Source organism: Pseudomonas sp. WC1 (genome assembly GCF_050586565.1).
Lineage (GTDB): Bacteria > Pseudomonadota > Gammaproteobacteria > Pseudomonadales > Pseudomonadaceae > Aquipseudomonas.
In genome coordinates this window covers 1-20,283 of record NZ_JBOBDQ010000051.1, presented here as the reverse complement: position 1 = coordinate 20,283, position 20,283 = coordinate 1, and the positions used below count along the sequence as shown (strand labels likewise).

Annotated in this window: 18 protein-coding genes; 5 read left to right on the top strand and 13 right to left on the bottom strand. The window is 63.0% G+C overall.

Going from position 1 to position 20,283, the window contains the following annotated elements; all coding sequences use genetic code 11:
* Positions 1-2 precede the first annotated feature (2 nt).
* Positions 3-617, top strand: coding sequence for a glutathione S-transferase (locus tag ACQ4OD_RS20415; RefSeq protein WP_430944838.1), 615 nt, complete (start codon positions 3-5; stop codon positions 615-617).
* A gap of 183 nt (positions 618-800) precedes the next feature.
* On the opposite strand, the gene creD is transcribed toward ACQ4OD_RS20415, so the two are convergent.
* The 4 genes from creD to ACQ4OD_RS20395 all read right to left on the bottom strand — a co-directional run bounded on the left by creD (position 801) and on the right by ACQ4OD_RS20395 (position 5,022).
* Positions 801-2,129 (bottom strand): cell envelope integrity protein CreD, encoded by a 1,329-nt coding sequence (creD, locus tag ACQ4OD_RS20410; protein ID WP_430944837.1) that lies wholly within the window; start codon positions 2,127-2,129, stop codon positions 801-803.
* 170 nt (positions 2,130-2,299) lie between these two features.
* Positions 2,300-3,733, bottom strand: coding sequence for a two-component system sensor histidine kinase CreC (gene creC / locus ACQ4OD_RS20405; RefSeq protein ID WP_139667972.1), 1,434 nt, complete (start codon positions 3,731-3,733; stop codon positions 2,300-2,302).
* The gene (gene creB, locus ACQ4OD_RS20400; protein ID WP_139667970.1) at positions 3,733-4,413 is read right to left on the bottom strand and encodes a two-component system response regulator CreB; all 681 of its coding nucleotides are present in this window, start codon (positions 4,411-4,413) and stop codon (positions 3,733-3,735) included. Before creB ends, creC begins: the two co-directional genes overlap by 1 nt.
* A 108-nt stretch (positions 4,414-4,521) precedes the next feature.
* On the bottom strand, positions 4,522-5,022 hold the full coding sequence (locus ACQ4OD_RS20395) for an ATP-dependent zinc protease family protein (RefSeq protein ID WP_094011550.1): 501 nt from the start codon (positions 5,020-5,022) through the stop codon (positions 4,522-4,524).
* 182 nt (positions 5,023-5,204) lie between these two features.
* Here ACQ4OD_RS20395 and ACQ4OD_RS20390 point away from each other — a divergent pair, with 182 nt between their 5' ends.
* On the top strand, positions 5,205-6,092 hold the full coding sequence (locus ACQ4OD_RS20390) for an acyltransferase (RefSeq protein ID WP_102681868.1): 888 nt from the start codon (positions 5,205-5,207) through the stop codon (positions 6,090-6,092).
* Between the two features lie 177 nt (positions 6,093-6,269).
* Entirely contained in the window at positions 6,270-7,619 is a 1,350-nt protein-coding gene (locus ACQ4OD_RS20385) for an APC family permease (RefSeq protein ID WP_430944836.1), read from the top strand.
* A gap of 53 nt (positions 7,620-7,672) precedes the next feature.
* Here ACQ4OD_RS20385 and ACQ4OD_RS20380 read toward each other — a convergent pair whose 3' ends face one another.
* Positions 7,673-8,242, bottom strand: a complete 570-nt coding sequence (locus ACQ4OD_RS20380; RefSeq protein WP_430944835.1) for a DUF2780 domain-containing protein — start codon at positions 8,240-8,242, stop codon at positions 7,673-7,675.
* 226 nt (positions 8,243-8,468) lie between these two features.
* On the bottom strand, positions 8,469-8,777 hold the full coding sequence (locus ACQ4OD_RS20375) for a hypothetical protein (protein WP_217868007.1): 309 nt from the start codon (positions 8,775-8,777) through the stop codon (positions 8,469-8,471).
* A 396-nt stretch (positions 8,778-9,173) separates the two neighbouring features.
* Here ACQ4OD_RS20375 and ACQ4OD_RS20370 point away from each other — a divergent pair, with 396 nt between their 5' ends.
* Both ACQ4OD_RS20370 and ACQ4OD_RS20365 read left to right on the top strand, forming a co-directional pair.
* On the top strand, positions 9,174-9,992 hold the full coding sequence (locus ACQ4OD_RS20370) for an RHS repeat-associated core domain-containing protein (RefSeq protein WP_430944834.1): 819 nt from the start codon (positions 9,174-9,176) through the stop codon (positions 9,990-9,992).
* A gap of 170 nt (positions 9,993-10,162) precedes the next feature.
* Positions 10,163-10,981, top strand: a complete 819-nt coding sequence (locus tag ACQ4OD_RS20365) for an RHS repeat-associated core domain-containing protein (RefSeq protein WP_430944833.1) — start codon at positions 10,163-10,165, stop codon at positions 10,979-10,981.
* A gap of 77 nt (positions 10,982-11,058) precedes the next feature.
* Here the strand turns inward: ACQ4OD_RS20365 and fdhA are convergent, their stop codons facing one another.
* From fdhA to ACQ4OD_RS20330, 7 genes are all read right to left on the bottom strand, one after another.
* Positions 11,059-12,258: a formaldehyde dehydrogenase, glutathione-independent gene (gene fdhA, locus ACQ4OD_RS20360; protein ID WP_430944832.1), complete on the bottom strand. Its 1,200-nt coding sequence runs from the start codon at positions 12,256-12,258 to the stop codon at positions 11,059-11,061.
* Between the two features lie 290 nt (positions 12,259-12,548).
* Positions 12,549-13,406 (bottom strand): formyltetrahydrofolate deformylase, encoded by an 858-nt coding sequence (gene purU / locus ACQ4OD_RS20355; protein WP_023631289.1) that lies wholly within the window; start codon positions 13,404-13,406, stop codon positions 12,549-12,551.
* Between the two features lie 11 nt (positions 13,407-13,417).
* Positions 13,418-14,050, bottom strand: a complete 633-nt coding sequence (locus tag ACQ4OD_RS20350) for a sarcosine oxidase subunit gamma (RefSeq protein ID WP_038707202.1) — start codon at positions 14,048-14,050, stop codon at positions 13,418-13,420.
* A gap of 177 nt (positions 14,051-14,227) precedes the next feature.
* The gene (locus tag ACQ4OD_RS20345) at positions 14,228-17,245 is read right to left on the bottom strand and encodes a sarcosine oxidase subunit alpha (RefSeq protein ID WP_198753778.1); all 3,018 of its coding nucleotides are present in this window, start codon (positions 17,243-17,245) and stop codon (positions 14,228-14,230) included.
* Positions 17,242-17,577: a sarcosine oxidase subunit delta gene (locus tag ACQ4OD_RS20340; protein WP_023631299.1), complete on the bottom strand. Its 336-nt coding sequence runs from the start codon at positions 17,575-17,577 to the stop codon at positions 17,242-17,244. Before ACQ4OD_RS20340 ends, ACQ4OD_RS20345 begins: the two co-directional genes overlap by 4 nt.
* Before the next feature lie 17 nt (positions 17,578-17,594).
* Positions 17,595-18,845, bottom strand: coding sequence for a sarcosine oxidase subunit beta family protein (locus tag ACQ4OD_RS20335; protein ID WP_046857448.1), 1,251 nt, complete (start codon positions 18,843-18,845; stop codon positions 17,595-17,597).
* 15 nt (positions 18,846-18,860) lie between these two features.
* Positions 18,861-20,114: a serine hydroxymethyltransferase gene (locus ACQ4OD_RS20330; RefSeq protein WP_102681861.1), complete on the bottom strand. Its 1,254-nt coding sequence runs from the start codon at positions 20,112-20,114 to the stop codon at positions 18,861-18,863.
* Positions 20,115-20,283 lie beyond the last annotated feature (169 nt).

The window sequence follows — 20,283 nt, the reverse complement described above, 5'->3', positions numbered from 1 at the left end:
CCATGATCCTGTTCCATTCGCCGTTGTCGCCCTTCGTACGCAAGGTGATGATCGTCTTGCACGAGACCGGCCAGCTGGAGCGCGTCACCGTGCAGGGCGTGAACATCAGCCCGGTGAACGGCGACGAGCAGCTCAACCGGGGCAACCCGATCGGCAAGATTCCGGCCTTGCGCCTGGACGATGGCAGTGTGCTGCACGACAGCCGGGTTATCTGCGAGTACCTCGACAGCCAGCATGTAGGCCTGCCGTTGATCCCCCGCGAGGGTTCGGCGCGCTGGCGGCGGCTGACCCTGGTCTCCCAGGCCGATGCGATCATGGATGCTGCGGTGGCTACCCGCTATGAAACCTTCCTGCGCCCGGCGGACAAGCAGTGGATGGGTTGGGTCGAGGCCCAGGGCGAGAAGATCCGTCGCAGCCTGGCCAACCTGGAGCAGGAACACCTGGCGGAGCTGGCCTCGGGGTTTGATTTGGCCGCGATTGGCGTGGCCTGTGCGCTGGGGTACCTGGACCTGCGCCAGCCTGAGTTCGGCTGGCGTGAAAGGCAGCCAGGGCTGGCGGCGTGGTATACCGAGGTGTCGAAGCGGCCGTCGATGGTGGCTACAGCTCCTGTAGCCTGATCCACCGCAATCGCCGCGATTCGTCGCCACGACAAGCCGGCTCCCACAGAGTTCAGCGCAATCCTTGTGGGAGCCGGCTTGCCGGCGATTGGGCTGCACAGCAGCCCCAGCATCAACGCCGTATCACAGGAAACAACTGCCCAATCCTCTGCGCCAACCAGCGCCCGATCTCACGGTCCTCCCTCATACCGCCCTCCCCACCCGCGACCAATCCAGCCGGCGGGTCAGCACCATGAACACACCCAGCAGGCCGAAGCACAGCAACGAGCCCATCAGCAATGCGTAGTCCTCGGCGCTGAGCAGCCCGTAGAGCATGCCGTACAACGCCGCCAACCCCGCCGCAAAGCCCACCCCCCGCCCAAGGCTGCGCAGCACGTGCACCAGATAGAAGCCGATCAGCAGCACACAGCCCGACGCCGACAGCCCATAGGCCAGGCCGAACCCCAGGTGCTCCGACAACGACAGCAGCAGCAGGTAGAAGAACGCCAGGGCCACGCCCACCAGGATGTACTGCACCGGGTGCACGCTGAGGTTCTTCAACACCTCGAACAGGAAGAAGCCGGCGAAGGTCAGGGCTATGAACAGCAGCGCGTACTTGATCGCCCGCTCGCTCTTGAGGTACTGGTCCACCGGGTCGACGAAGCTCACGCCGAACGCCCGGTCGGTGAAGTCAGCGCACTTCTGCGCCGTGGCGCACAGGCGCACCGCCTCTTCCAGGTTGGTGGCGAAGAACGTGGTCTGCCAGTGGGCGCTGAAGCCTTTCTCGTCGATGGCGCGGCGGCTGGGCAGGAAGTTGCCGATGAAGCTTGGGTGCGGCCAGTTGGCGCGCATGTCCACGGTACTGCTGCGCCCGACCGGCAGCACGGCCAGTTGCCCGGTGCCCAGCAAGTCCAAATCGAAGGCATAGGTGAACTCCCGGGCCTGCGGTTCGCTGAACTGCGGCAGGTCCACATGCACGCCGCCCGGTAACCAGTCGACACCGTTGCCGGGCTGGAACGGCAGGCGCTGGTCGTCCAACTTCAGTTCAAGGCTGTTCTCGATGCCGCGGATATCACTGATGCCGACCATCAGCCGCGGCTTGTCGAAGCGATAGTCGTCGTAGTCCTTCTCGATCCCCCAGCGCTCGGGCAGCTTGAAGCGGCCGCTGATCCTGCTCTTGGCATGGAACAAGCGCGCCTGATAGATGCCACGGGCACGCAGCTCGGTATCAACGCCCACATCCATTTCGAAGGTTTCCGGCAAGAAGTACAGCTGGCCATGGACCGTGCTGGTTTCCTGGACACTCTTGCCGTCCTTGTCGATCCAGCGGCGCTCGTACTTGCGATAGGGCACCACCACGACCGGGCCGCTGACCAGCTGGTCAAAGCTGGAGCTCGCGGCGATCTCGCCCAGCACGTTATTGCGCAGTTGCTGACGTTCGTCGATCAGACCGCCGATCAGCAGCAGGGGAATCAGCAGCAGCAGGATCAGCACGGCGATCAGGCCGAGCTTGAAACCTAGGGTCTTGTTCATGGGGTTGGGCTCCGTTTGCGATGCGGGCAGTGTCTGCCCGCTGCGTGGAGCCCTTGGGGAGGGAATGTGGAGATTGTGTGGAGATTCGGGCTACCCGCGCGCATGCCATGCGCAAATCCCTGTGGGAGCCGGCTCGCCGGCGAAAGGGCCGCAAAGCGGCCCCCGGTAACTCAACTGACGCGCCGCGCCGGCAGCCACAACCTCACTCGCACGCCACCCTCGACGTTGTCCACCGCCAGCGCCCCGCCATGCAACTGCATCACCTCGGCCACGAAGTTCAGCCCCAGCCCGGTGCTCTTGCGCCCGGTGCCGGGCCTTGGCAGCGAATAGAACCGCTCGCTGACCCGGTCCAGGGCATATTCGGGGATCGCCTGCCCCTGGTTGAACAGGCTCAATGCCACACGCTCGCCATCGCGCTCCAGCTCGAAGGCCAGCGCGCCTTGCTGCGGAGTGAAGTCCAGCGCATTGTCCAGCAGATTGGCCAGCGCCTGGCGCATCAGGAATGGATCGCACAGCAGCCTGAGGCCCGCCGGAATGCGCTGGCGCACCTGCAACCCGGCACCGTCTATCCTCGTGCCATGGGCCAGCAACAGCTCATCGATCAGCGCCGCCACCGCCACCTGCTGCTCGTCCTCCAGGGCCTGCATCTGTTCGACCCGGGCCAGGTTGAGCAGCCGCTCGATCATCTGCTGCAAGCGGTCGCTCTCGCGCTCGATGTTGCCGGCAAAGCGCGCCCGCTGCTCTTGCGGCATGTCGCCCTGGAGCAGCTCCGAGGCGCCACGGATCGCCGCCAGCGGGCTCTTGAGCTCATGGGTGAGGGTGTGCACGTAGCGTTCGACATAAGCCTTGCCTTCGAGCTGGGTGCGCATGCGCTCCACCGCCGTGGCCAGCTGCAGCAGCTCGCCGCCCTTGTAGTGTGGTAACGCGGCACGCTGGCCCTCGCTGACCGCCTGGGCATAGTGGGTGAGTCGGCGCAGCGAGCGGGTCAACCACCACGACAGCGCCGCACCCACCAACAGGCCGAGCACGATCAGCCCGAGGCCGAGGATCAGCAGGCGCCGCTCGGAGCGGTCGATGTACGGCTGCAGCGAGCTGTTGGGCTTGGCCACGGTGACCACGCCAATGATCTGGCCGCCGTCGAGGATCGGCGCCGCCACATGCATCACCGAGGTGCTTTCATCATCCGGGTCGCTGCGGGTCGAACGTGCGCCGTACTGGCCACGCAGGGTCAGGTAGACGTCGTTCCAGCGCGAATAATCCTTGCCCACGGCCTGGCCGCTGGAGTCGAGCAGGACGATGCCCTTGGCATCGGTCACGTAGATCCGGTGGCTGACCTGGTTTTTCGCCAATCCCCAGATCTGCGCGCTCGGGCGCCGCTCGCCATAGGAAGCCAGCACCTGCGACAGGCGGCTCTGGGTCAGGGTGCCGTTCTTCACATCGTCATGAAGGATCTCGGCCAGCAGGTTGGCGGTGTCCACCAGGGTTTCTTCCGATGACTGACGCACCACCGGGCGGATCTGCTCGCGCACCGTGTTGAGCAGGAAGTAGCCCGCCAGGCCGACGAACAGGAAGTACACCAGGAAAATACGAATCCCCAGGCGCATCAGGCATGCTCCGGGCTGTAGCTGTAGCCCAGGCCGCGGTGCGTCTGGATTGCCTCGGCGTCAGGCGCGACCTGGCGCAGCTTGGCGCGCAGGCTCTTGATATGGCTGTCGATGGTGCGCTCATAGCCTACGTCCGAAGCCACGCCCAGGCCATCGAGCAATTGCTCGCGGCTGAACACCCGGCGCGGTTGCTCGAGCAGGCTTTGCAACAGGCGGAACTCGTGGCGGGTGAGCGCCAGCGCCTGGCCCCGGTAGCTGATGCGCATCGCCAGGGTATCGAGCTGGAACGGCGCGCTTTCACTGACCACTTCAGCCCTGGGCGCCATGCGCTTGAGGATGGCCCGCACCCGCGCCGCCACCTCGCGGGGGCTGAACGGCTTGACCACGTAGTCGTCGGCGCCGATCTCCAGGCCCAGCACGCGATCGATCTCGGCGTCGCGGGCGCTGAGGAACATTACCGGCACCTCGCTGAAACGGCGCAACTGGCGGCAGGTTTCGAAACCGCTGATGTCAGGCAGGCCGATGTCGAGGATCACCAGGTCGGCCGGGCGCAGACGCTGTTGCTCGACGGCGGCGCTGCCGAGAGTCACCCACTCGGTGCTGTGGCCGTCGGCCTGCAGGGCGTAGATGAGGGTGTCGGCGATGGCGGATTCGTCTTCGACGATGAGGATGTGGGGCATCTGAGCGGCAAGCCTCGAGCTGCAAGCTTCAAGTGAAAGCGGATCGCGGCAACTTACACCGATCCGCCGTTTCTTGCAGCTTGTCGCTCGATGCTTGCAGCTTCTGCATCAGCAGCCCGGATTGCCTGCCGTGAACTTCTCGCGCGGATCCACTGCTGCCTTGAACTTGCGCAGGGCCTTGGAGCCGATCAACAGCGGATAACGGAAATTGCTGCGGTCAACCAGGTTGACCTCCACGGTGCGTTTCACATCGCCCAGGCACATTTCCAGGTCGATCACCGGGCGATGCGAGAGCGCTGGCGACTCCTCCTCGTCATCTTCCTCGGCGCGGTTCTTGATCTTGCTGATACGCGACACTTCATGTTCGTAGAGCTTGTCGCTGGCACCCTCGGTCGCCAGGCGGAAGCGCACCCACTCGTTGCCATCACGGGTGAACATCTCGATGTCCTTGGCCGACAGCGAAGCGGTCCAGGCACCGGTATCCATCTTGGCTTTGAGGGTCTGGCCGATCTCCGGCAGCTTGATGTTCTCGTAACGGCCATAGAGCGTCGGTTCGGCGGCCATCACCGGCAGCGCCAGAAGGGACAGCAGGGCAAGCAAGGGTTTCACAGGGCAGGCTTCCTTGAGAGGGGTCAGTGCTTAGACTGTGCGGGCAGGATAGGTTCGTCGCCACAGGTTAAACAACATAATGTGAAACATTTGTCCCAGTTAATGGACGTACGACGTTTGGCTAAGGGCCATACCCTGCTTATCATTGCCAACCGTTCACCTCACACAACAAGAGTCCCCTTATGCGTCGCCTGCTGACCGGCATCCTCACCCTCACCCTGCTGCTGCTCAACACCCTGGTGCTGATCGGCCCGCTGCTGGTCTTCGCCCTGCTCAAGCTGGTGCTGCCGGGCCGTGGCCGCGACTACGCGTCGGCCGCGGTGATGTGGATCGCCGAAACCTGGTCGGAGATTGACAAGGCCATCTTCGCCCTGTGCATCCCCACCCAGTGGGACATCCGCGGCGTCGACACGCTGCGCCAGGACACCTCGTACCTGTGCGTGAGCAATCACCAGACCTGGGTGGATATCCCGGCGCTGATCGAGAGCCTCAACCGTCGCGTGCCGTTCTTCAAGTTCTTCCTCAAGAAAGAGCTGATCTGGGTACCACTGCTTGGCCTGGCCTGGTGGGGGCTGGATTACCCGTTCATGAAGCGCTACAGCAAGGCCTTCCTCGACAAGCACCCCGAACTCAAGGGCAAGGACCTGGAGATCACCAAGGCCGCCTGCGAGCTGTTCAAGCGCCAGCCGGTGACCGTGGTCAACTACCTCGAAGGCACCCGCTTCACCGAGGCCAAGCGCGCCGAGCAGCAATCGCCCTACCGCCACCTGCTCAAGCCCAAGGCCGGCGGCGTTGCCTTCGTGCTGGCGGCGCTGGGCGAACAGCTGGATGCGCTGCTCGATGTGACCATCGTCTACCCGGGCGACAAGGCGCCGGGGTTCTGGGACCTGCTCAACGGCAGCATCAGCCGGGTGATCATCGACATCCGTGTGCGCGAGCTGGACCCGGCGCTGTGCGAGGGCGATTACGAGAACGACCCGGCGTTCCGCCAGACCGTGCAGGCCTGGGTCAACCAGCTGTGGCTGGACAAGGACCAGCGGATCGCGCTGTTGCGCGCGGAGATGCGCTGAACCATCGGCCCTATCGCGGGGCAAGCCCGCTCCCACGATAGGGCCTACAAATACCCCACCAAATCCCGATTAAAATCCAGATTAATAATCGACATAAGGAACTCTTTGTTTGTCACCACCCACCTGAGTGGATAAAAATCGATCAACCACAACTACAAGAAAAGCCAGGATCGATCGATGGCCAACCCTCCCTGCTCCGCCCCCGCGCAACTGCGCCGCGTCCTGGGCCTGCCCGCCCTGGTGTTCTTCGGCCTGGTGTACATGGTCCCGCTGACCATCTTCACCACATACGGCATCGTCACCGAACTCACTGGTGGCCGCACCGCCGGTGCCTACCTGGTCACCCTGCTGGCCATGCTGTTCACCGCCACCTCCTACAGTTTCATGGTCAAGCGCTTCCCGGTCGCGGGCTCGGCGTACTCCTACACCAACATGGCCTTCGGCCCCAACGTGGGTTTCCTGGCGGGCTGGTCGCTGCTGCTCGATTACCTGTTCATCCCGATGATCAATTACCTGCTGATCGGGCTGTTCCTCAATATCGCCTTCCCGGCCATCCCGGCCTGGGCCATCGTGCTGGCGGCCATCGCCGTGGTGACCGTGCTCAACGTGGTCGGCATCCACTCGGTGGCCAAGACCAGCAACCTGATCGTCGGCGCGCAGATCGTCTTCATCGGCGTGTTCGTCGCCCTTTCCTGGCAGGGCCTGGTTGGGCAGCCGGTGGACCTGCTGGCGCCGCTGCGCGGTGATGGCAGCGCGCCGGGCTTCGGGGCCTTGATGGCGGGGGCGGCGGTGCTGTGCCTGTCGTTCCTCGGCTTCGATGCCGTGTCGACCCTGGCCGAAGAGTGCAAGGACGCCCGCCGCGACGTGCCGCGGGCGATCATCCTCACCACCCTCGGCGCCGGGCTGCTGTTCACCGTGCTGGCCTATGTCAGCCAACTGGTGCTGCCGGGCAGCACCTTCGCCAACACCGATGCCGCGGCCAACGAAGTGATGATGAAGGCCGGCGGGCAGTTCCTCGCCAACTTCTTCACCGCTGCCTTCGTTGCCGGCAGCCTGGGCTCGGCGCTGGCCTCGCAGGCGGCGGTGTCACGCATCCTGTTCACCATGGGCCGCGACCGCGTGCTGCCGCAGCGCAGCTTCGGCTACCTGTCGCTGCGCTTCGGCACGCCGGTGTTCGCCACCCTGCTGGTGTCGGCGTTCTCGCTGCTGGCACTGGTGATCGACCTGGCCACCCTCGCCTCGCTGATCAGCTTTGGCGCGCTGGTGGCGTTCTCGGCGGTGAACCTGGCGGTGGTGAAGACGCACCTGATGGATCACGCCGGACAGCGCACGCCGCTGGGCCTGTTGCGCTACGGCGCGGTACCGCTGGTGGGGTTGAGCCTGACCTTGTGGCTGTGGACCAGCCTGTCGGCGCTGACGCTGGTGATCGGCTTGTGCTGGTTTGCCCTGGGGCTGGCGTACCTGGCGGTGCTGACGGCCGGTTTCCGTCGGCCGGTGCGGTTGGTGGATTTCTCCGAGACCGCATAGTCCCACACATTTCCTGTAGGAGCGGGCTTGTCCCGCTCCTGCAAAATCTTGGATCAAACCGACGGGGTGGCTACCGCTGGGTTACCCCACAAACTCCCCAGGTTCTGCAGCAACGACCCGGCAATCCCCTGCTGCCCCAGGTACTGCAGGATCAACGGCGCGAACTGGCCGATCATCCCGGTATCCATGCCCAGCGCCTTGAAGGCGTTGTCCAGGTCATTGCGGTTCTCGACTTCACCGCCCAGCGCATTGCTCAGGGCCGAGCTGTTCTTGTCATTGCCCAGCAACTGCCCCAGCCCGTTCAGCCCACCCAGCGCATTGTTGCCCGACAGCAGGTCGAGCCCCGGCACAGCCTTGGTCAACTGCCCGTAGTCATCGCCGCTGAGGCTGTTGCGCGCCAGGCCCAACATGGCCCCGGCGCCGCCGATGGCCTGCTCGGGGGTGATTTTCAACTCGCTGCCCAGCGTATTGAGCAGGTTGGCCTGGTCGGCTGGCGCTTGCCCCTGTGCCTGCGGGTTCTGGTTCTGCATGGCCGAAACGGCATTGGCCGCATCGCTGAGGTTGAAGGCGAACACCGGGCTTGCGGCCAGGGTCATCAGGGTTGCCAGGGTGAATGCTTTCATCGGGAGGGACCTCGTCGGCCGGAATGGCCGGGAAACGAGGGGTTGGACTGGAGCGCCAAAGGTTTGTTCCGGGCCGGCCATCGGTGTTCATCCCAGGGCCCAATCGCTGGCAAGCCAGCTCCCACAGTGGATTGCGCAATAGTCTGAGCCTTGCGCTGTCCCTGTGGGAGCCGGCTTGTCGTGGCGACGAACCGCGGCGATGGGCCGCACAGCGGCCCCGGCTATTTCAGCCCGGCTGATAAAAGCCCGAGGCAGGCACCTGCTTCAACGCCCCCACCAGCGCATCGACCTGCCCCCAGGCGACGGTCAGATGCTGCAGGCTCGACGCCTGGAGCTGCTTCAGATCGCCTTCGGTCGCCAGTTCCTGCGCGTGGTAGCCGTCGGTATAGGCGATGAACATGAAATGGCAGACGTTCATCAGCACTTCCTCGATGGGCACGGCGCCTTCGAGGATGGCGGTGGAGAGGGATTGGCCGGGTGGGAGTTGGAATTTGGCGTGGAGGTCTTCGGGTGGGTCGGGGACGATTTTTTTCATCGAGGCACCATGCTGTGTTGAGTGCCACCCGTCCGCTTCCACACATCAGGGTGACAGCTGTACACGGGGTGGAAAGACCGGTGCATGGTGAACCCGGCAGGCCCAGGGACCTCCCGCGTACAGCCGTCATGACGACAACCATGCTAACCGCCGGGTTTCCACGCCCGATCGCTGAACCGACAACGACCGAGCAAGCCTAGTAGGCAGGATTTCTCCGGACAATCAGACGTGCATCGACAGATTGCGTAGGGTATTTCCTTAAACCTCATCGAGTCAGTGAGATACGTCCTGTGCGTAAGTAGGACCCTTCTGCGAACCTGACATTTTTGCCAGTTGCTGAGCACCACCCTCCGTCGCAGAGTTATGCAAAGTCGAGCCAACGCTTGGGGATGGGACATGAAACAAGGACTCAAAAAAACCTCAACAGTGATACTGGCAACAGACAGGCAGGGGTCTGTACTACAGCTGCATAAGCCGCAGGAGCAACACCCATACCCGTATACGGTATTTGGCTACGATCCTTTCAATGGCACGACCCGCTTGCTGGGCTTCACCGGCACACACCGTGAAAAAAATGGTGCTTACTTATTGGGCAATGGTTACCGCGGTTATAGCAGTGAATTAATGCGTTTCAACTCGCCCGACAGCTGGTCCCCATTTGCGCGAGGAGGCCTGAACACCTACGCCTACTGCCAAGGTGACCCTATTAACATGACAGACAGATCCGGGCACACGCCCAATATTTCGGGCAGGGTAAATACAGCATGGAAAATTGACAAGTCGACAGGTTGGCACGCACTACTACTCAACAATAAAGTAGTCGACAAAATCATAAATAATCTACCTGTCACCGAAGCCAGAGATTTTAAATCAATTGCAGGTAAAACACAGCTTGCCGCCACACGCTCATCAAACAAAGCTGCCTTCAACAACATTACAATCGATAACTATATGAATATTCATGACACCATTAACGAAGGCACACTTGACATCAATGGCGTTTCACTCGAATCGGCAGAAAACCGCATAGTCGAACTTCACATTCAACATTTAAAAAGTCTGCAGGGTGATGATGATTCCCTCCCTAGTGGACGAGATGGGCGCCGCCGTGCAATAGGGCGAAAAACTATTGAACATCGTGAAGATAGCCTTGACAGGCTTGCCGAACATAATGAACGCGTTCAACGCGCACGGGACCGACGCGACAACCCATAGTTACCATCTTACTTTCGAGCTTTACTAGCGAGCAGGATTCCCATGGACAATCAGACGTAAATAGACAGGCTGCGCAGGGTATTCCCCAGGGGATCTTATGGCCAGCGAGAGACAGCTTAATAACTTAATGATAAATAGTAAATTCCAGCTAAACCAACATTGGAGCCACCATGGAAAAGCAGTCTAAAAACACCTCCGGGATGGTACTTCTGGCAACAGAGGTGCCAGGAACGGTTCTATACTACCTTGCCAACGATGAGCCTAAAACATTTTCATATATGGCGTACGGCCATGATCCACTCGATTGCAGAAGAAAGCCTTCGGTAGGTTTCAATGGCCAGCTTCGTACGGCTTTAGGCCTCTATTTACTGGGGAACGGGTACCGCACCTTCAGTCCGGTGTTGATGCGCTTCCACTCACCAGATAGCTGGAGTCCGTTCGGCGAGGGAGAGATGAATGCGTACACTTACTGTTCCGGAGACCCCATCAATAACTCAGACCCCACCGGACACATGAACGTACGGAAAACCATAGAGCAAAGAAAAAAACAGTTTAACATGCAGATCCCTGGATTAGACTATAATACGATCAGTTCAGAGTTCTTAAATAGCCGACCCGAAAAATCCACGAGCATGCCAACTGAAGCCCGGCAAAGTGAAATATACGAGCTTTACCAAAATCCTTATATGCACTACTCACGCAGACAACTTACCATCATTAAAAAAGGCATCTTGAACGCTAGAAACATCACTGACCAACAATGGAATACACCTGAGCTGATCACTCAAAACTGGCAAGCCATAAAGCACTCTGAGAAAATGCTAAACCTCGTAAACAAAGCCTTACCGTATACGGGTAACATCGGCCTTGTCTCTGCGCCAACCTTTGAACAGGCGACAGCAAACGCAATCACTGAAATGAAAAATAAGCAGAAAATATATGACCTAAAACTTTCCAGTTCATATGAAGCGCTCCGAAGCGAGACTTGACCACTCTACCTACTCCATCGCTCCAGCATCAAACACAGCAAAGCAACGCTCGATCCCTGAGCGTTGCTTATCATCTGTCAAACTGCGCTAAAGGTCCTGTGCGGATCAATCACAAACTTCTTCGGCACCCCCGCATCAAACTCGCCATAGCCCTCCGGCGCCTGATCCAGGCTGATCACCTGTACCCCTACCACTTCGGCGATATTGATGCGGTCCCACATGATCGCCTGCATCAGCTGGCGGTTGTACTTCATGGTCGGGGTCTGCCCGGTGTGGAAGCTGTGGGACTTGGCCCAACCCAGGCCGAAGCGAATGCTCAGCGCGCCAATCTTGGCGGCGGCATCCACCGCGCCCGGATCCTCGGTCACGTACAGGCCCGGAATGCCGATGTTGCCGGCCACCCGGGTCACTTGCATCAGCGAGTTGAGCACGGTGGCCGGGGCTTCGTGTTTGGCGCCTTCATGGCCATGGCCACGGGCTTCGAAGCCGACAGCATCGACGGCGCAGTCCACTTCCGGCTCGCCGAGGATATCGACGATCTGCTCGTGCAGCGGGGTGTCCTTGGACAGGTCGACCACCTCGAAACCCTGGGACTTGGCATGGGCAAGGCGCGCCGGGTTGAGATCGCCGACGATCACACAGGCGGCGCCCAGCAGGCGGGCGGACGCCGCGGCGGCCAGGCCGACAGGGCCGGCACCGGCGACATACACCGTGCTGCCCGGGCCAACGCCAGCAGTGACGGCGCCGTGGTAGCCGGTGGGCAGGATGTCGGACAGGCAGGTCAGGTCGCGGATCTTCTCCATGGCCTTGTCGCGGTCCGGCAGTTTCAGCAGGTTGAAGTCGGCGTATGGCACCAGCACGTATTCGGCCTGGCCACCGGTCCAATCGCCCATGTCGACATAGCCGTAGGCGCCGCCGGCGCGGGCCGGGTTGACGGTGAGGCAGACACCGGTGTGCATCTCTTTGCACGAACGGCAGCGGCCGCAGGCGACATTGAACGGCACCGATACCAGGTCGCCGATCTTCAGGCGCTCGACGTCACGCCCCATCTCGACGATTTCACCGGTGATTTCGTGGCCCAGCACCAGGCCGACCTGGGCGGTGGTGCGGCCGCGGACCATGTGCTGGTCGGAGCCGCAGATATTGGTGGAGACCACCTTGAGGATGACACCGTGCTCGATCTTCTTGCCGCGCGGGTCCTGCATCTTGGGGTAGTCGATCTTCTGCACCTCGACCTTGCCCGCGCCGAGATACACCACTCCACGGTTACCAGACATGCTTCTTACCTCGCTTGATTTGTATTTATGCAGCGGTGGTGGAAAGCGCCGCCTTTCCGTGGGCGGCCTGTGTTACTGGAATGAGGGGATTGTGGGCTTGATGGGGGATGGGGCGGTGACTGGATGCGACAGGGGGATGCCTGTTTGCGGCGGACATCGCTGGGGCCGCTGCGCAGCCCATTCGCTGCGGTTCGTCGCCACGACAAGCCAGCTCCCACAGAGGTGCGCGCACTGTACCTGTGGGAGCTGGCTTGCCAGCGAAAGGGCCGCAAAGCGGCCCCAGCGATCTATCAGAGAACCACGGTGCGATTGGCGTTGAGGAACACCCTTCTTTCGATGTGATACCCCACCGCCCGCGCCAGGGTCAGGCACTCGATGTCCCGCCCCTTGGCGATCAGGTCTTCCGGATAGTGGCTGTGGTCCACCACCTCCACGCCCTGGGCGATGATCGGCCCTTCATCCAGGTCGTTGTTGATGTAGTGCGCGGTGGCACCCACCATCTTCACGCCCTTGTTGTAGGCTTGGTGATACGGCTTGGCGCCCTTGAACCCAGGCAGCAGCGAGTGGTGGATGTTGATCGCCCAGCCATCCAGCCGCCGGCACAGCTCGGGCGACAGCACCTGCATGTAGCGGGCGAGGATCACCAGTTCGGCGCCGCTCTCCTCGATCACCTGCAGCACCTTGCGCTCCTGCGCCGGCTTGTCGTTGGGGTCGAGGGCGAAGTGGTAGTACGGAATCTTGTGCCAGTGCGCCAGGGGCTCCAGGTCGGGGTGGTTGGACACCACCGCGACCACGTCCATCGCCAACTGGCCAATGCGTTGGCGGTACAGCAGGTCGTTCAGGCAATGGTCGGCCTTGGACACCATGATCACCACCTTGGGGCGGTGGTTGGGCGCGGTCAGCTCAAAGGCCATGCCGAAGGCTTCGCTGCGTTCGGCGAGGCCGGCGCGGAAGCCCTCCTCGTCGAAGCCGTCCGCGGCGCGGAACTCCACACGTATGAAGAACCGCCCCGACAGCCGGTCATCGAAGGAATGGTGCTCGGTGACGTAGCAGCGCTGCTCGTAGAGATGACGCGTCACCACATCGACCGTGCCGAGCATGCTCGGGCAGTCGGCGGTGAGAATCCAGGTGTCCGGTGCCCGACTCATGGTGCTGCTCCTTACGCTTCGATGGCCAGGCCGTACTCGGCCGATGCGTCCTGCAGCCACAGCCACCAGTAGTCGGAGAAGCTGCGGCGAATCACCAACTCCCAGGTGTCCTCGGCGGTACGGCGGATCACCAGTTGCGACTTGGCGAACACGGTGCCGACGGCCTTGCCAACCGGGAAGTTGTTCGGGTGTACATCATAGCTGGTGGATTTCATCAGCACGTCGCGCACGTTGGGGCCGCGCAGCTCGAGCAGGGTCTGCCCGCCGGTGACGTTGACCACCTGGATGTGCTGGCCGTCGAGGGCATCGCGCAGCTTCTGCTCGACGGCGAACTCCTGGCCGCCGGGGACGATCAGCAGCCACTCGTCCGGGCCGACCCACTGCAGCGACATCTCGCTGTTGGCGACCACGGTCAGGGCCACCGGCAGCTCCAGGCCCAGGGCCTTGTGCACGCCGCCGGCAAAGGCCTGGTCATGGCCGTCGCCACGCAGGGTCAGGTGGCCGAGGAATTTCTTTTCGCGCAGGGTCACGCCTGCGTTCTTGCGGCCCTTGCCGACCAAGCTGGCCAGGTCGGCGTGGTGCAGCGGCGACTGAGCCTTGGCTTCAGGGCCTGGGTTTTGCTGGAAGACGTTGATAGCGCTCATTTCTTACCTGCCTTGAATTCGTGTTCGTCGAAGCGATGCAGCAACTGGATGGATGCGCTGGCCCCATCGCTGGCAAGCCAGCTCCCACAGGGACCGCGTCGACCTCAAGAACTGCATCGAACCTGTGGGAGCCGGCTCGCCGGCGAAGGGCCTGGCCTGCCTCCACAGGACCCGGAATCAAACGTTCTGCCGCTCACCCTTCGGATCGAAGAACACCGAAGACACGATCTCGGCCTCGATCACGCTGCCATCGGCCTGCGGCGAATAGACCCGCTCGCCCAGGCGCTTGAGGCCGCCCTTGACCACGCCCATGGCGAACGAATAGCCCAGGGAGTTGGCCGCGTAGCTGGAGGTGACGTGGCCGACCATGTCCATCGGGATCGGCTGCTTGGGGTCGAACACCAACTGGGCGCCTTCCGGCAGCCAAACGTTCGGGTCCACGGGTTTCAGGCCCACCAACTGCTTGCGGTTCTCGCGGGTGGTGTCCTCGCGGTTCATGCCGCGCAGGCCGATCCACGAGAAGGCTTTGTTGCGGCCCACGCACCAGCTCATGTTGAGGTCGTCCGGGGTCATCGAGCCGTCGGTGTCCTGGCCGACGATGATGAAGCCCTTCTCGGCGCGCAGCACGTGCATGGTCTCGGTGCCGTACGGGGTCAGGTTGTACTTTTTGCCCGCCTCGACGATCTGTTCCAACACGCCCATGGCGTAGTTGGCCTGGACGTTGATCTCGTACGACAGCTCGCCGGTGAACGAGATGCGGAACACCCGCGCCGGCACGCCGCCGACCAGGCCTTCCTTCCAGCTCATGAACGGGAAGCCGTCCTTGTCCAGGTCGATGTCGCTGACGTCGGCCAGCAGCTTGCGGCTGTTGGGCCCGGACAGGGTCATGGTCGCCCAGTGGTCGGTGACCGAGGTGAAGAACACCTTCATTTCCGGCCATTCGGTCTGGTGGTACAGCTCCAGCCACTGCAGCACGCGAGCGGCGCCGCCGGTGGTGGTGGTCATGATGAAGTGGTTGTCGCCGACGCAGGCGGTCACGCCGTCGTCGAAGACCATGCCGTCTTCCTTGCACATCAGGCCGTAGCGGGCCTTGCCCACGTCGAGCTTGGTCCAGGCGTTGGTGTAGATGCGGTTGAGGAACTCGCGGGCGTCAGGGCCCTGGATGTCGATCTTGCCCAGGGTCGAGGCGTCCAGCAGGCCGACGCTGTCACGCACGGCCTTGCACTCGCGGGCCACCGCGGTGTGGATATCTTCGCCGGGCTTGGGGAAGTACCACGGGCGCTTCCATTGGCCGACGTCCTCGAACTCGGCGCCGTTCTTGATGTGCCAGGCATGCAGGGCGGTGAAGCGCACCGGCTCGAACAGGTGGCCGCAGTGCCGGCCTGCTACCGCGCCGAAGGTCACCGGCGTGTAGTTGGGGCGGAACATGGTGGTGCCCATTTCCGGGATGCCGATCCCGAGCGAACGGGCGGCGATGGCCAGGCCGTTGATGTTGCCCAGCTTGCCCTGGTCGGTGCCGAAGCCCAGGGCGGTGTAGCGCTTGACGTGCTCGACCGACTCGAAGCCTTCGCGGGTGGCCAGCTCGATGGCCGCGGCGGTGACGTCGTTCTGTTGGTCGACGAACTGCTTCGGCGCACGGGCGGTGCCTTTGTCGTGGGGCACTTGGAACAGGGCCACGGTGGCCTCTTCCTTGCGCGCCAGGGTTTTCGGCAGGGTGCCGACGCTGGCCTTGAAGCCGGCCTCGGTGGCAGCGCGAACACCGCCTTCGAAACCGTCGGCGATCACGTCACCAAGGGCATAGACGCCGTTCACGCCACCGACGCACACGCGTTTCTGCGGGGCATCGCCCGGCACGAAGCCGAGGATGTCTTCACGCCACACCGGGCGACCGCCCAGGTGCGAGGCCAGGTGCACCACCGGGCTGTAGCCGCCGGAGGTGGCGATCAGGTCGCAGTCGAGGGTTTCACCAGGGCTGGTGACCTTGTGCGCCTGCACATCGATGGCGGCCACGCGGGCGCCGGTGACGTGCTTGCTGCCCTTGGCCTCGATCACGGCGCTGGAGGTGAGGATGCGAATGCCTTTGGCGCGAGCCTCTTCGACCAGCGAGCCACGCGGGTTGTGGCGGGCGTCGGCGATGGCGACCACTTGCAGGCCGGCATCGTGCCAGTCCAACGCGGCACGGTAGGCGTGGTCGTTGTTGGTCGACAGCACCAGCTTGCGGCCCGGGGCCACGCCATAGCGGCGCACGTAGGTGGATACGGCGCCAGCCAGCATGTTGCCCGGCAGGTCGTTGTTGCCGTACACCAATGGACGCTCATGGGCGCCAGCAGCCAGCACTACACGATTGGCACGTACACGGTGCACGCGCTGGCGCACCTGGCCGATCGGGGCGCGGTCACCAAGGTGGTCGGTAAGACGCTCGTGGATGGTCAGGAAGTTGTGGTCGTGATAGCCATTGACCGTGCTGCGTGGCAACAGGGTGACTTCCGGCAGCGACTCCAGTTCGGCGACAACGGCGTTGACCCAATCGGAGGCTGGTTTTCCATCGAGGGTTTCGCGGCTGTCGAGCAAGGTGCCGCCGAACTCTTCCTGCTCGTCGGCCAGGATCACCCGGGCACCGCTACGGGCAGCAGCCAGCGCGGCGGCCAGGCCGGCAGGGCCGGCGCCGACGATCAGCACGTCGCAGTGCTGGTTCATGTAGTCGTAGCTGTCCGGATCATTCTGCAGCGGCGCGCGGCCGAGGCCCGCCGCCTTGCGGATGTACTTCTCGTAGGTCATCCAGAACGACTTGGGGTACATGAAGGTCTTGTAGTAGAACCCGGGCGGCATCATGCTGCCGCCGACCTTGCCGATGATGCCCATCATGTCGTTGTTGACGTTCGGCCAGCCGTTGGTGCTGGTGGCCACCAGGCCTGCGTACAGGGCCTGCTGGGTGGCGCGCACGTTGGGGATCTGGGTAGCTTCGCTGGCGCCGATCTGCAGGATCGCATTCGGCTCTTCGGTACCGGCGGCGATGATCCCGCGGGGGCGCGAGTACTTGAAGCTGCGCCCGACGATGTCGACACCGTTGGCCAGCAGCGCGGCGGCCAGGGTGTCGCCGGCATAGCCCTGATAGGTCTTGCCGTTGAAGGTGAAATTCAGCACCTTGCTGCGGTCGATACGGCCGCCGCTGGCGAGGCGATAGGTCTGGCTCATACTTTTTCCCCTTGGCCCTTGGCGGTCGCTGGCGCGCTGCTCTGTTTCGAGGCGGCGGTGACCTGAGGCTTCTCGCCGATCTTGTAGGTTTCCAGAATCTCGTAGGTCACGGTGTCGCGGGTGACGTTGAAGTACTGGCGGCAGCCGGCAACGTGGTCCCACAGCTCGTGGTGGATGCCACGCGGGTTGTCGCGGAAGAACATGTAGGTGCCCCACTCCTCGTCGGAGCAGGCGTTCGGGTCCAGCGGGCGGGCGATATGCGCCTGGCCGGACGCGTGGAATTCTTCCTCGGAGCGCAGCTCGCCGCAGTGGGGACAGAAGATGTGCAACATGACGGTTGTCTCCGGGGTCAGTGGGCGACGGCAGCGGCGCCGTGTTCGTCGATCAGCGCGCCGTTGTAGAAACGGTCGATGGAGAAAGGCGCGGCCAGCGGGTGCATCTCGCCCTTGGCCAGGCTGGCGGCAAACACGTTGCCCGAGCCCGGGGTGGCCTTGAAGCCGCCAGTGCCCCAGCCGCAGTTGAAGAACATGTTCTTCACCGGGGTCTTGGAGATGATCGGGCAGGCGTCGGGGGTGGTGTCGACGATGCCGCCCCACTGGCGATTCATGCGCACGCGCGAGAGGATCGGGAACATCTCGACGATCGCCTGCAGGGTGTGCTCGATGACCGGGTACGAACCGCGCTGGCCGTAGCCGACCCAACCGTCGATACCGGCGCCGATCACCAGGTCGCCCTTGTCGGACTGGCTGATGTAGCCGTGCACGGCGTTGGACATGATCACGCTGTCGATGATCGGCTTGATCGGCTCCGATACCAGTGCCTGCAGCGGGTGCGACTCCAGCGGCAGGCGGAAGCCGGCGAGCTTGGCCATGTGCCCGGAGTTGCCTGCGGTGACCACGCCGACGCGCTTGGCGCCGATGAAGCCCTTGTTCGTTTCAACCCCGATCACGGCACCGTTCTCCTTGCGGAAGCCGATCACCTCGGTCTGCTGGATCAAGTCCACGCCCAGGGCGTCGGCGGCACGGGCGAAGCCCCAGGCCACGGCATCGTGGCGGGCCACGCCGCCACGGCGCTGCACGGTGGCACCGAGGATCGGGTAGCGGGTGTTCTTCGAACAGTCGAGATATGGGATCTCGGCCGCCACCTGTTCGGTGCGGATCAGCTCGCCGTCGACGCCGTTGAGGCGGTTGGCGTTGACCCGGCGCTCGGAGTCACGGATGTCCTGCAGGGTGTGGCACAGGTTGTAGACGCCGCGCTGGGAGAACATCACGTTGTAGTTGATGTCCTGCGAAAGGCCTTCCCACAGCTTCATGGCGTGCTCGTACAAGTGCGCCGACTCGTCCCACAGGTAGTTGGAACGCACGATGGTGGTGTTACGGGCAGTGTTGCCGCCGCCCAGGTAGCCCTTCTCGATCACCGCGACGTTGGTGATGCCGTGCTCCTTGGCCAGGTAGTAGGCGGTGGCCAGGCCATGGCCGCCACCGCCGACGATGACCACGTCGTAGACCTTCTTCGGCGTCGGCGTGCGCCACATGCGCTGCCAGTTCTCGTGGTGGCTGAGGGAGTGCTTGAAGAGGCCGAAGCCCGAATAACGTTGCATGGTGTTCTGCTCCACTCAGCGGTAGACCGGGAAGTCGGCGCACAGCGCGGCGACGTTCTTGGCCACATCGGCCTCGACATCGGCGTCGCCCAGGTTGTCGAGCACATCGCAGATCCAGCCGGCCAGCGCAGTGCACTGGGCAACCTTGAAGCCACGGGTGGTGACGGCCGGGGTACCGATGCGCAGGCCCGAGGTGACGAACGGCGACTGCGGGTCGTTGGGCACGGCGTTCTTGTTGACGGTGATATGGGCGCGGCCGAGGGCTGCGTCAGCGTCCTTGCCGGTCAGGCCCTGGCGGATCAGGCTGACCAGGAACAGGTGGTTGTCGGTACCGCCGGACACCACGTCGTAGCCGCGCTCGATGAATACCTGGGCCATGGCCTGGGCGTTTTCGATGACTTGTTTCTGGTAGGCCTTGAATTCGGGCTCCAGCGCCTCCTTGAAGCACACCGCCTTGGCGGCGATCACATGCATCAGCGGGCCGCCCTGGGCGCCGGGGAACACGGCGGCGTTGAGCTTTTTCTCGATCTCTTCGTTGGACTTGGCCAGGATCAGGCCGCCACGCGGCCCGCGCAGGGTCTTGTGGGTGGTGGTGGTGACCACGTCGGCGAACGGGATCGGGTTCGGGTACAGCCCCGCGGCGACCAGCCCGGCGACGTGGGCCATGTCGACGAACAGCAGCGCGCCGACTTTATCGGCGATCTGGCGGAAACGCGGGAAATCCAGGGTCTTGGAGTAGGCCGAGAAGCCGGCGACGATCATCTTCGGCTTGTGTTCCACGGCCAGGCGCTCGACTTCGTCGTAGTCGATCAAGCCGGTTGCGGTGTCGATCCCGTATTGAACGGCGTTGTACAGCTTGCCCGAGGACGACACCTTGGCGCCGTGGGTCAGGTGGCCGCCGTGGGCCAGGCTCATGCCCAGGATGGTGTCGCCGGCCTGCAGCAGGGCCAGGTACACAGCGCCGTTGGCCGAGGAGCCGGAGTGCGGCTGGACGTTGGCGTAATCGGCGCCGAACAGCTGCTTGGCGCGCTCGATGGCCAGCGCCTCGACTTTGTCCACATGCTCGCAGCCGCCGTAGTAGCGCTTGCCCGGGTAGCCCTCGGCGTACTTGTTGGTGAGGCCGCTGCCCTGGGCCTGCATCACGCGCTTGCTGGTGTAGTTCTCCGAGGCGATCAGCTCGATGTGATCTTCCTGGCGCTGCTCCTCGGCATTCATCGCCGCCAGCAGTGCGTCGTCGTAACCCTGGATCTGGTCTTGCTTGCTGAACATCGTGTATCTCCCGGCAGCGATCGTTTCTTGTCTGGTGAGGGTTTTCCCACCCTTTGCAGCGATGGTATGACCGGGCACGGTGGCACAGATGCCTGCGCGCGCCTTGCAATGGCGCGTTTACGACATTGCTACCCCAAGCGCCACACAGCCCTGTGGGGGTAGGATTTTT

What these genes read in the sequence shown, in the direction of transcription:
- ACQ4OD_RS20415 (WP_430944838.1), top strand. Translation starts at nt 3, where the DNA reads ATGATCCTGTTCCATTCGCCGTTGTCGCCCTTCGTACGCAAGGTGATG.
- creD (WP_430944837.1), bottom strand. Translation starts at nt 2,129, where the DNA reads ATGAACAAGACCCTAGGTTTCAAGCTCGGCCTGATCGCCGTGCTGATC.
- creC (WP_139667972.1), bottom strand. Translation starts at nt 3,733, where the DNA reads ATGCGCCTGGGGATTCGTATTTTCCTGGTGTACTTCCTGTTCGTCGGC.
- creB (WP_139667970.1), bottom strand. Translation starts at nt 4,413, where the DNA reads ATGCCCCACATCCTCATCGTCGAAGACGAATCCGCCATCGCCGACACC.
- ACQ4OD_RS20390 (WP_102681868.1), top strand. Translation starts at nt 5,205, where the DNA reads ATGCGTCGCCTGCTGACCGGCATCCTCACCCTCACCCTGCTGCTGCTC.
- ACQ4OD_RS20385 (WP_430944836.1), top strand. Translation starts at nt 6,270, where the DNA reads ATGGCCAACCCTCCCTGCTCCGCCCCCGCGCAACTGCGCCGCGTCCTG.
- ACQ4OD_RS20380 (WP_430944835.1), bottom strand. Translation starts at nt 8,242, where the DNA reads ATGAAAGCATTCACCCTGGCAACCCTGATGACCCTGGCCGCAAGCCCG.
- ACQ4OD_RS20375 (WP_217868007.1), bottom strand. Translation starts at nt 8,777, where the DNA reads ATGAAAAAAATCGTCCCCGACCCACCCGAAGACCTCCACGCCAAATTC.
- ACQ4OD_RS20370 (WP_430944834.1), top strand. Translation starts at nt 9,174, where the DNA reads ATGAAACAAGGACTCAAAAAAACCTCAACAGTGATACTGGCAACAGAC.
- ACQ4OD_RS20365 (WP_430944833.1), top strand. Translation starts at nt 10,163, where the DNA reads ATGGAAAAGCAGTCTAAAAACACCTCCGGGATGGTACTTCTGGCAACA.
- fdhA (WP_430944832.1), bottom strand. Translation starts at nt 12,258, where the DNA reads ATGTCTGGTAACCGTGGAGTGGTGTATCTCGGCGCGGGCAAGGTCGAG.
- purU (WP_023631289.1), bottom strand. Translation starts at nt 13,406, where the DNA reads ATGAGTCGGGCACCGGACACCTGGATTCTCACCGCCGACTGCCCGAGC.
- ACQ4OD_RS20350 (WP_038707202.1), bottom strand. Translation starts at nt 14,050, where the DNA reads ATGAGCGCTATCAACGTCTTCCAGCAAAACCCAGGCCCTGAAGCCAAG.
- ACQ4OD_RS20345 (WP_198753778.1), bottom strand. Translation starts at nt 17,245, where the DNA reads ATGAGCCAGACCTATCGCCTCGCCAGCGGCGGCCGTATCGACCGCAGC.
- ACQ4OD_RS20340 (WP_023631299.1), bottom strand. Translation starts at nt 17,577, where the DNA reads ATGTTGCACATCTTCTGTCCCCACTGCGGCGAGCTGCGCTCCGAGGAA.
- ACQ4OD_RS20335 (WP_046857448.1), bottom strand. Translation starts at nt 18,845, where the DNA reads ATGCAACGTTATTCGGGCTTCGGCCTCTTCAAGCACTCCCTCAGCCAC.
- ACQ4OD_RS20330 (WP_102681861.1), bottom strand. Translation starts at nt 20,114, where the DNA reads ATGTTCAGCAAGCAAGACCAGATCCAGGGTTACGACGACGCACTGCTG.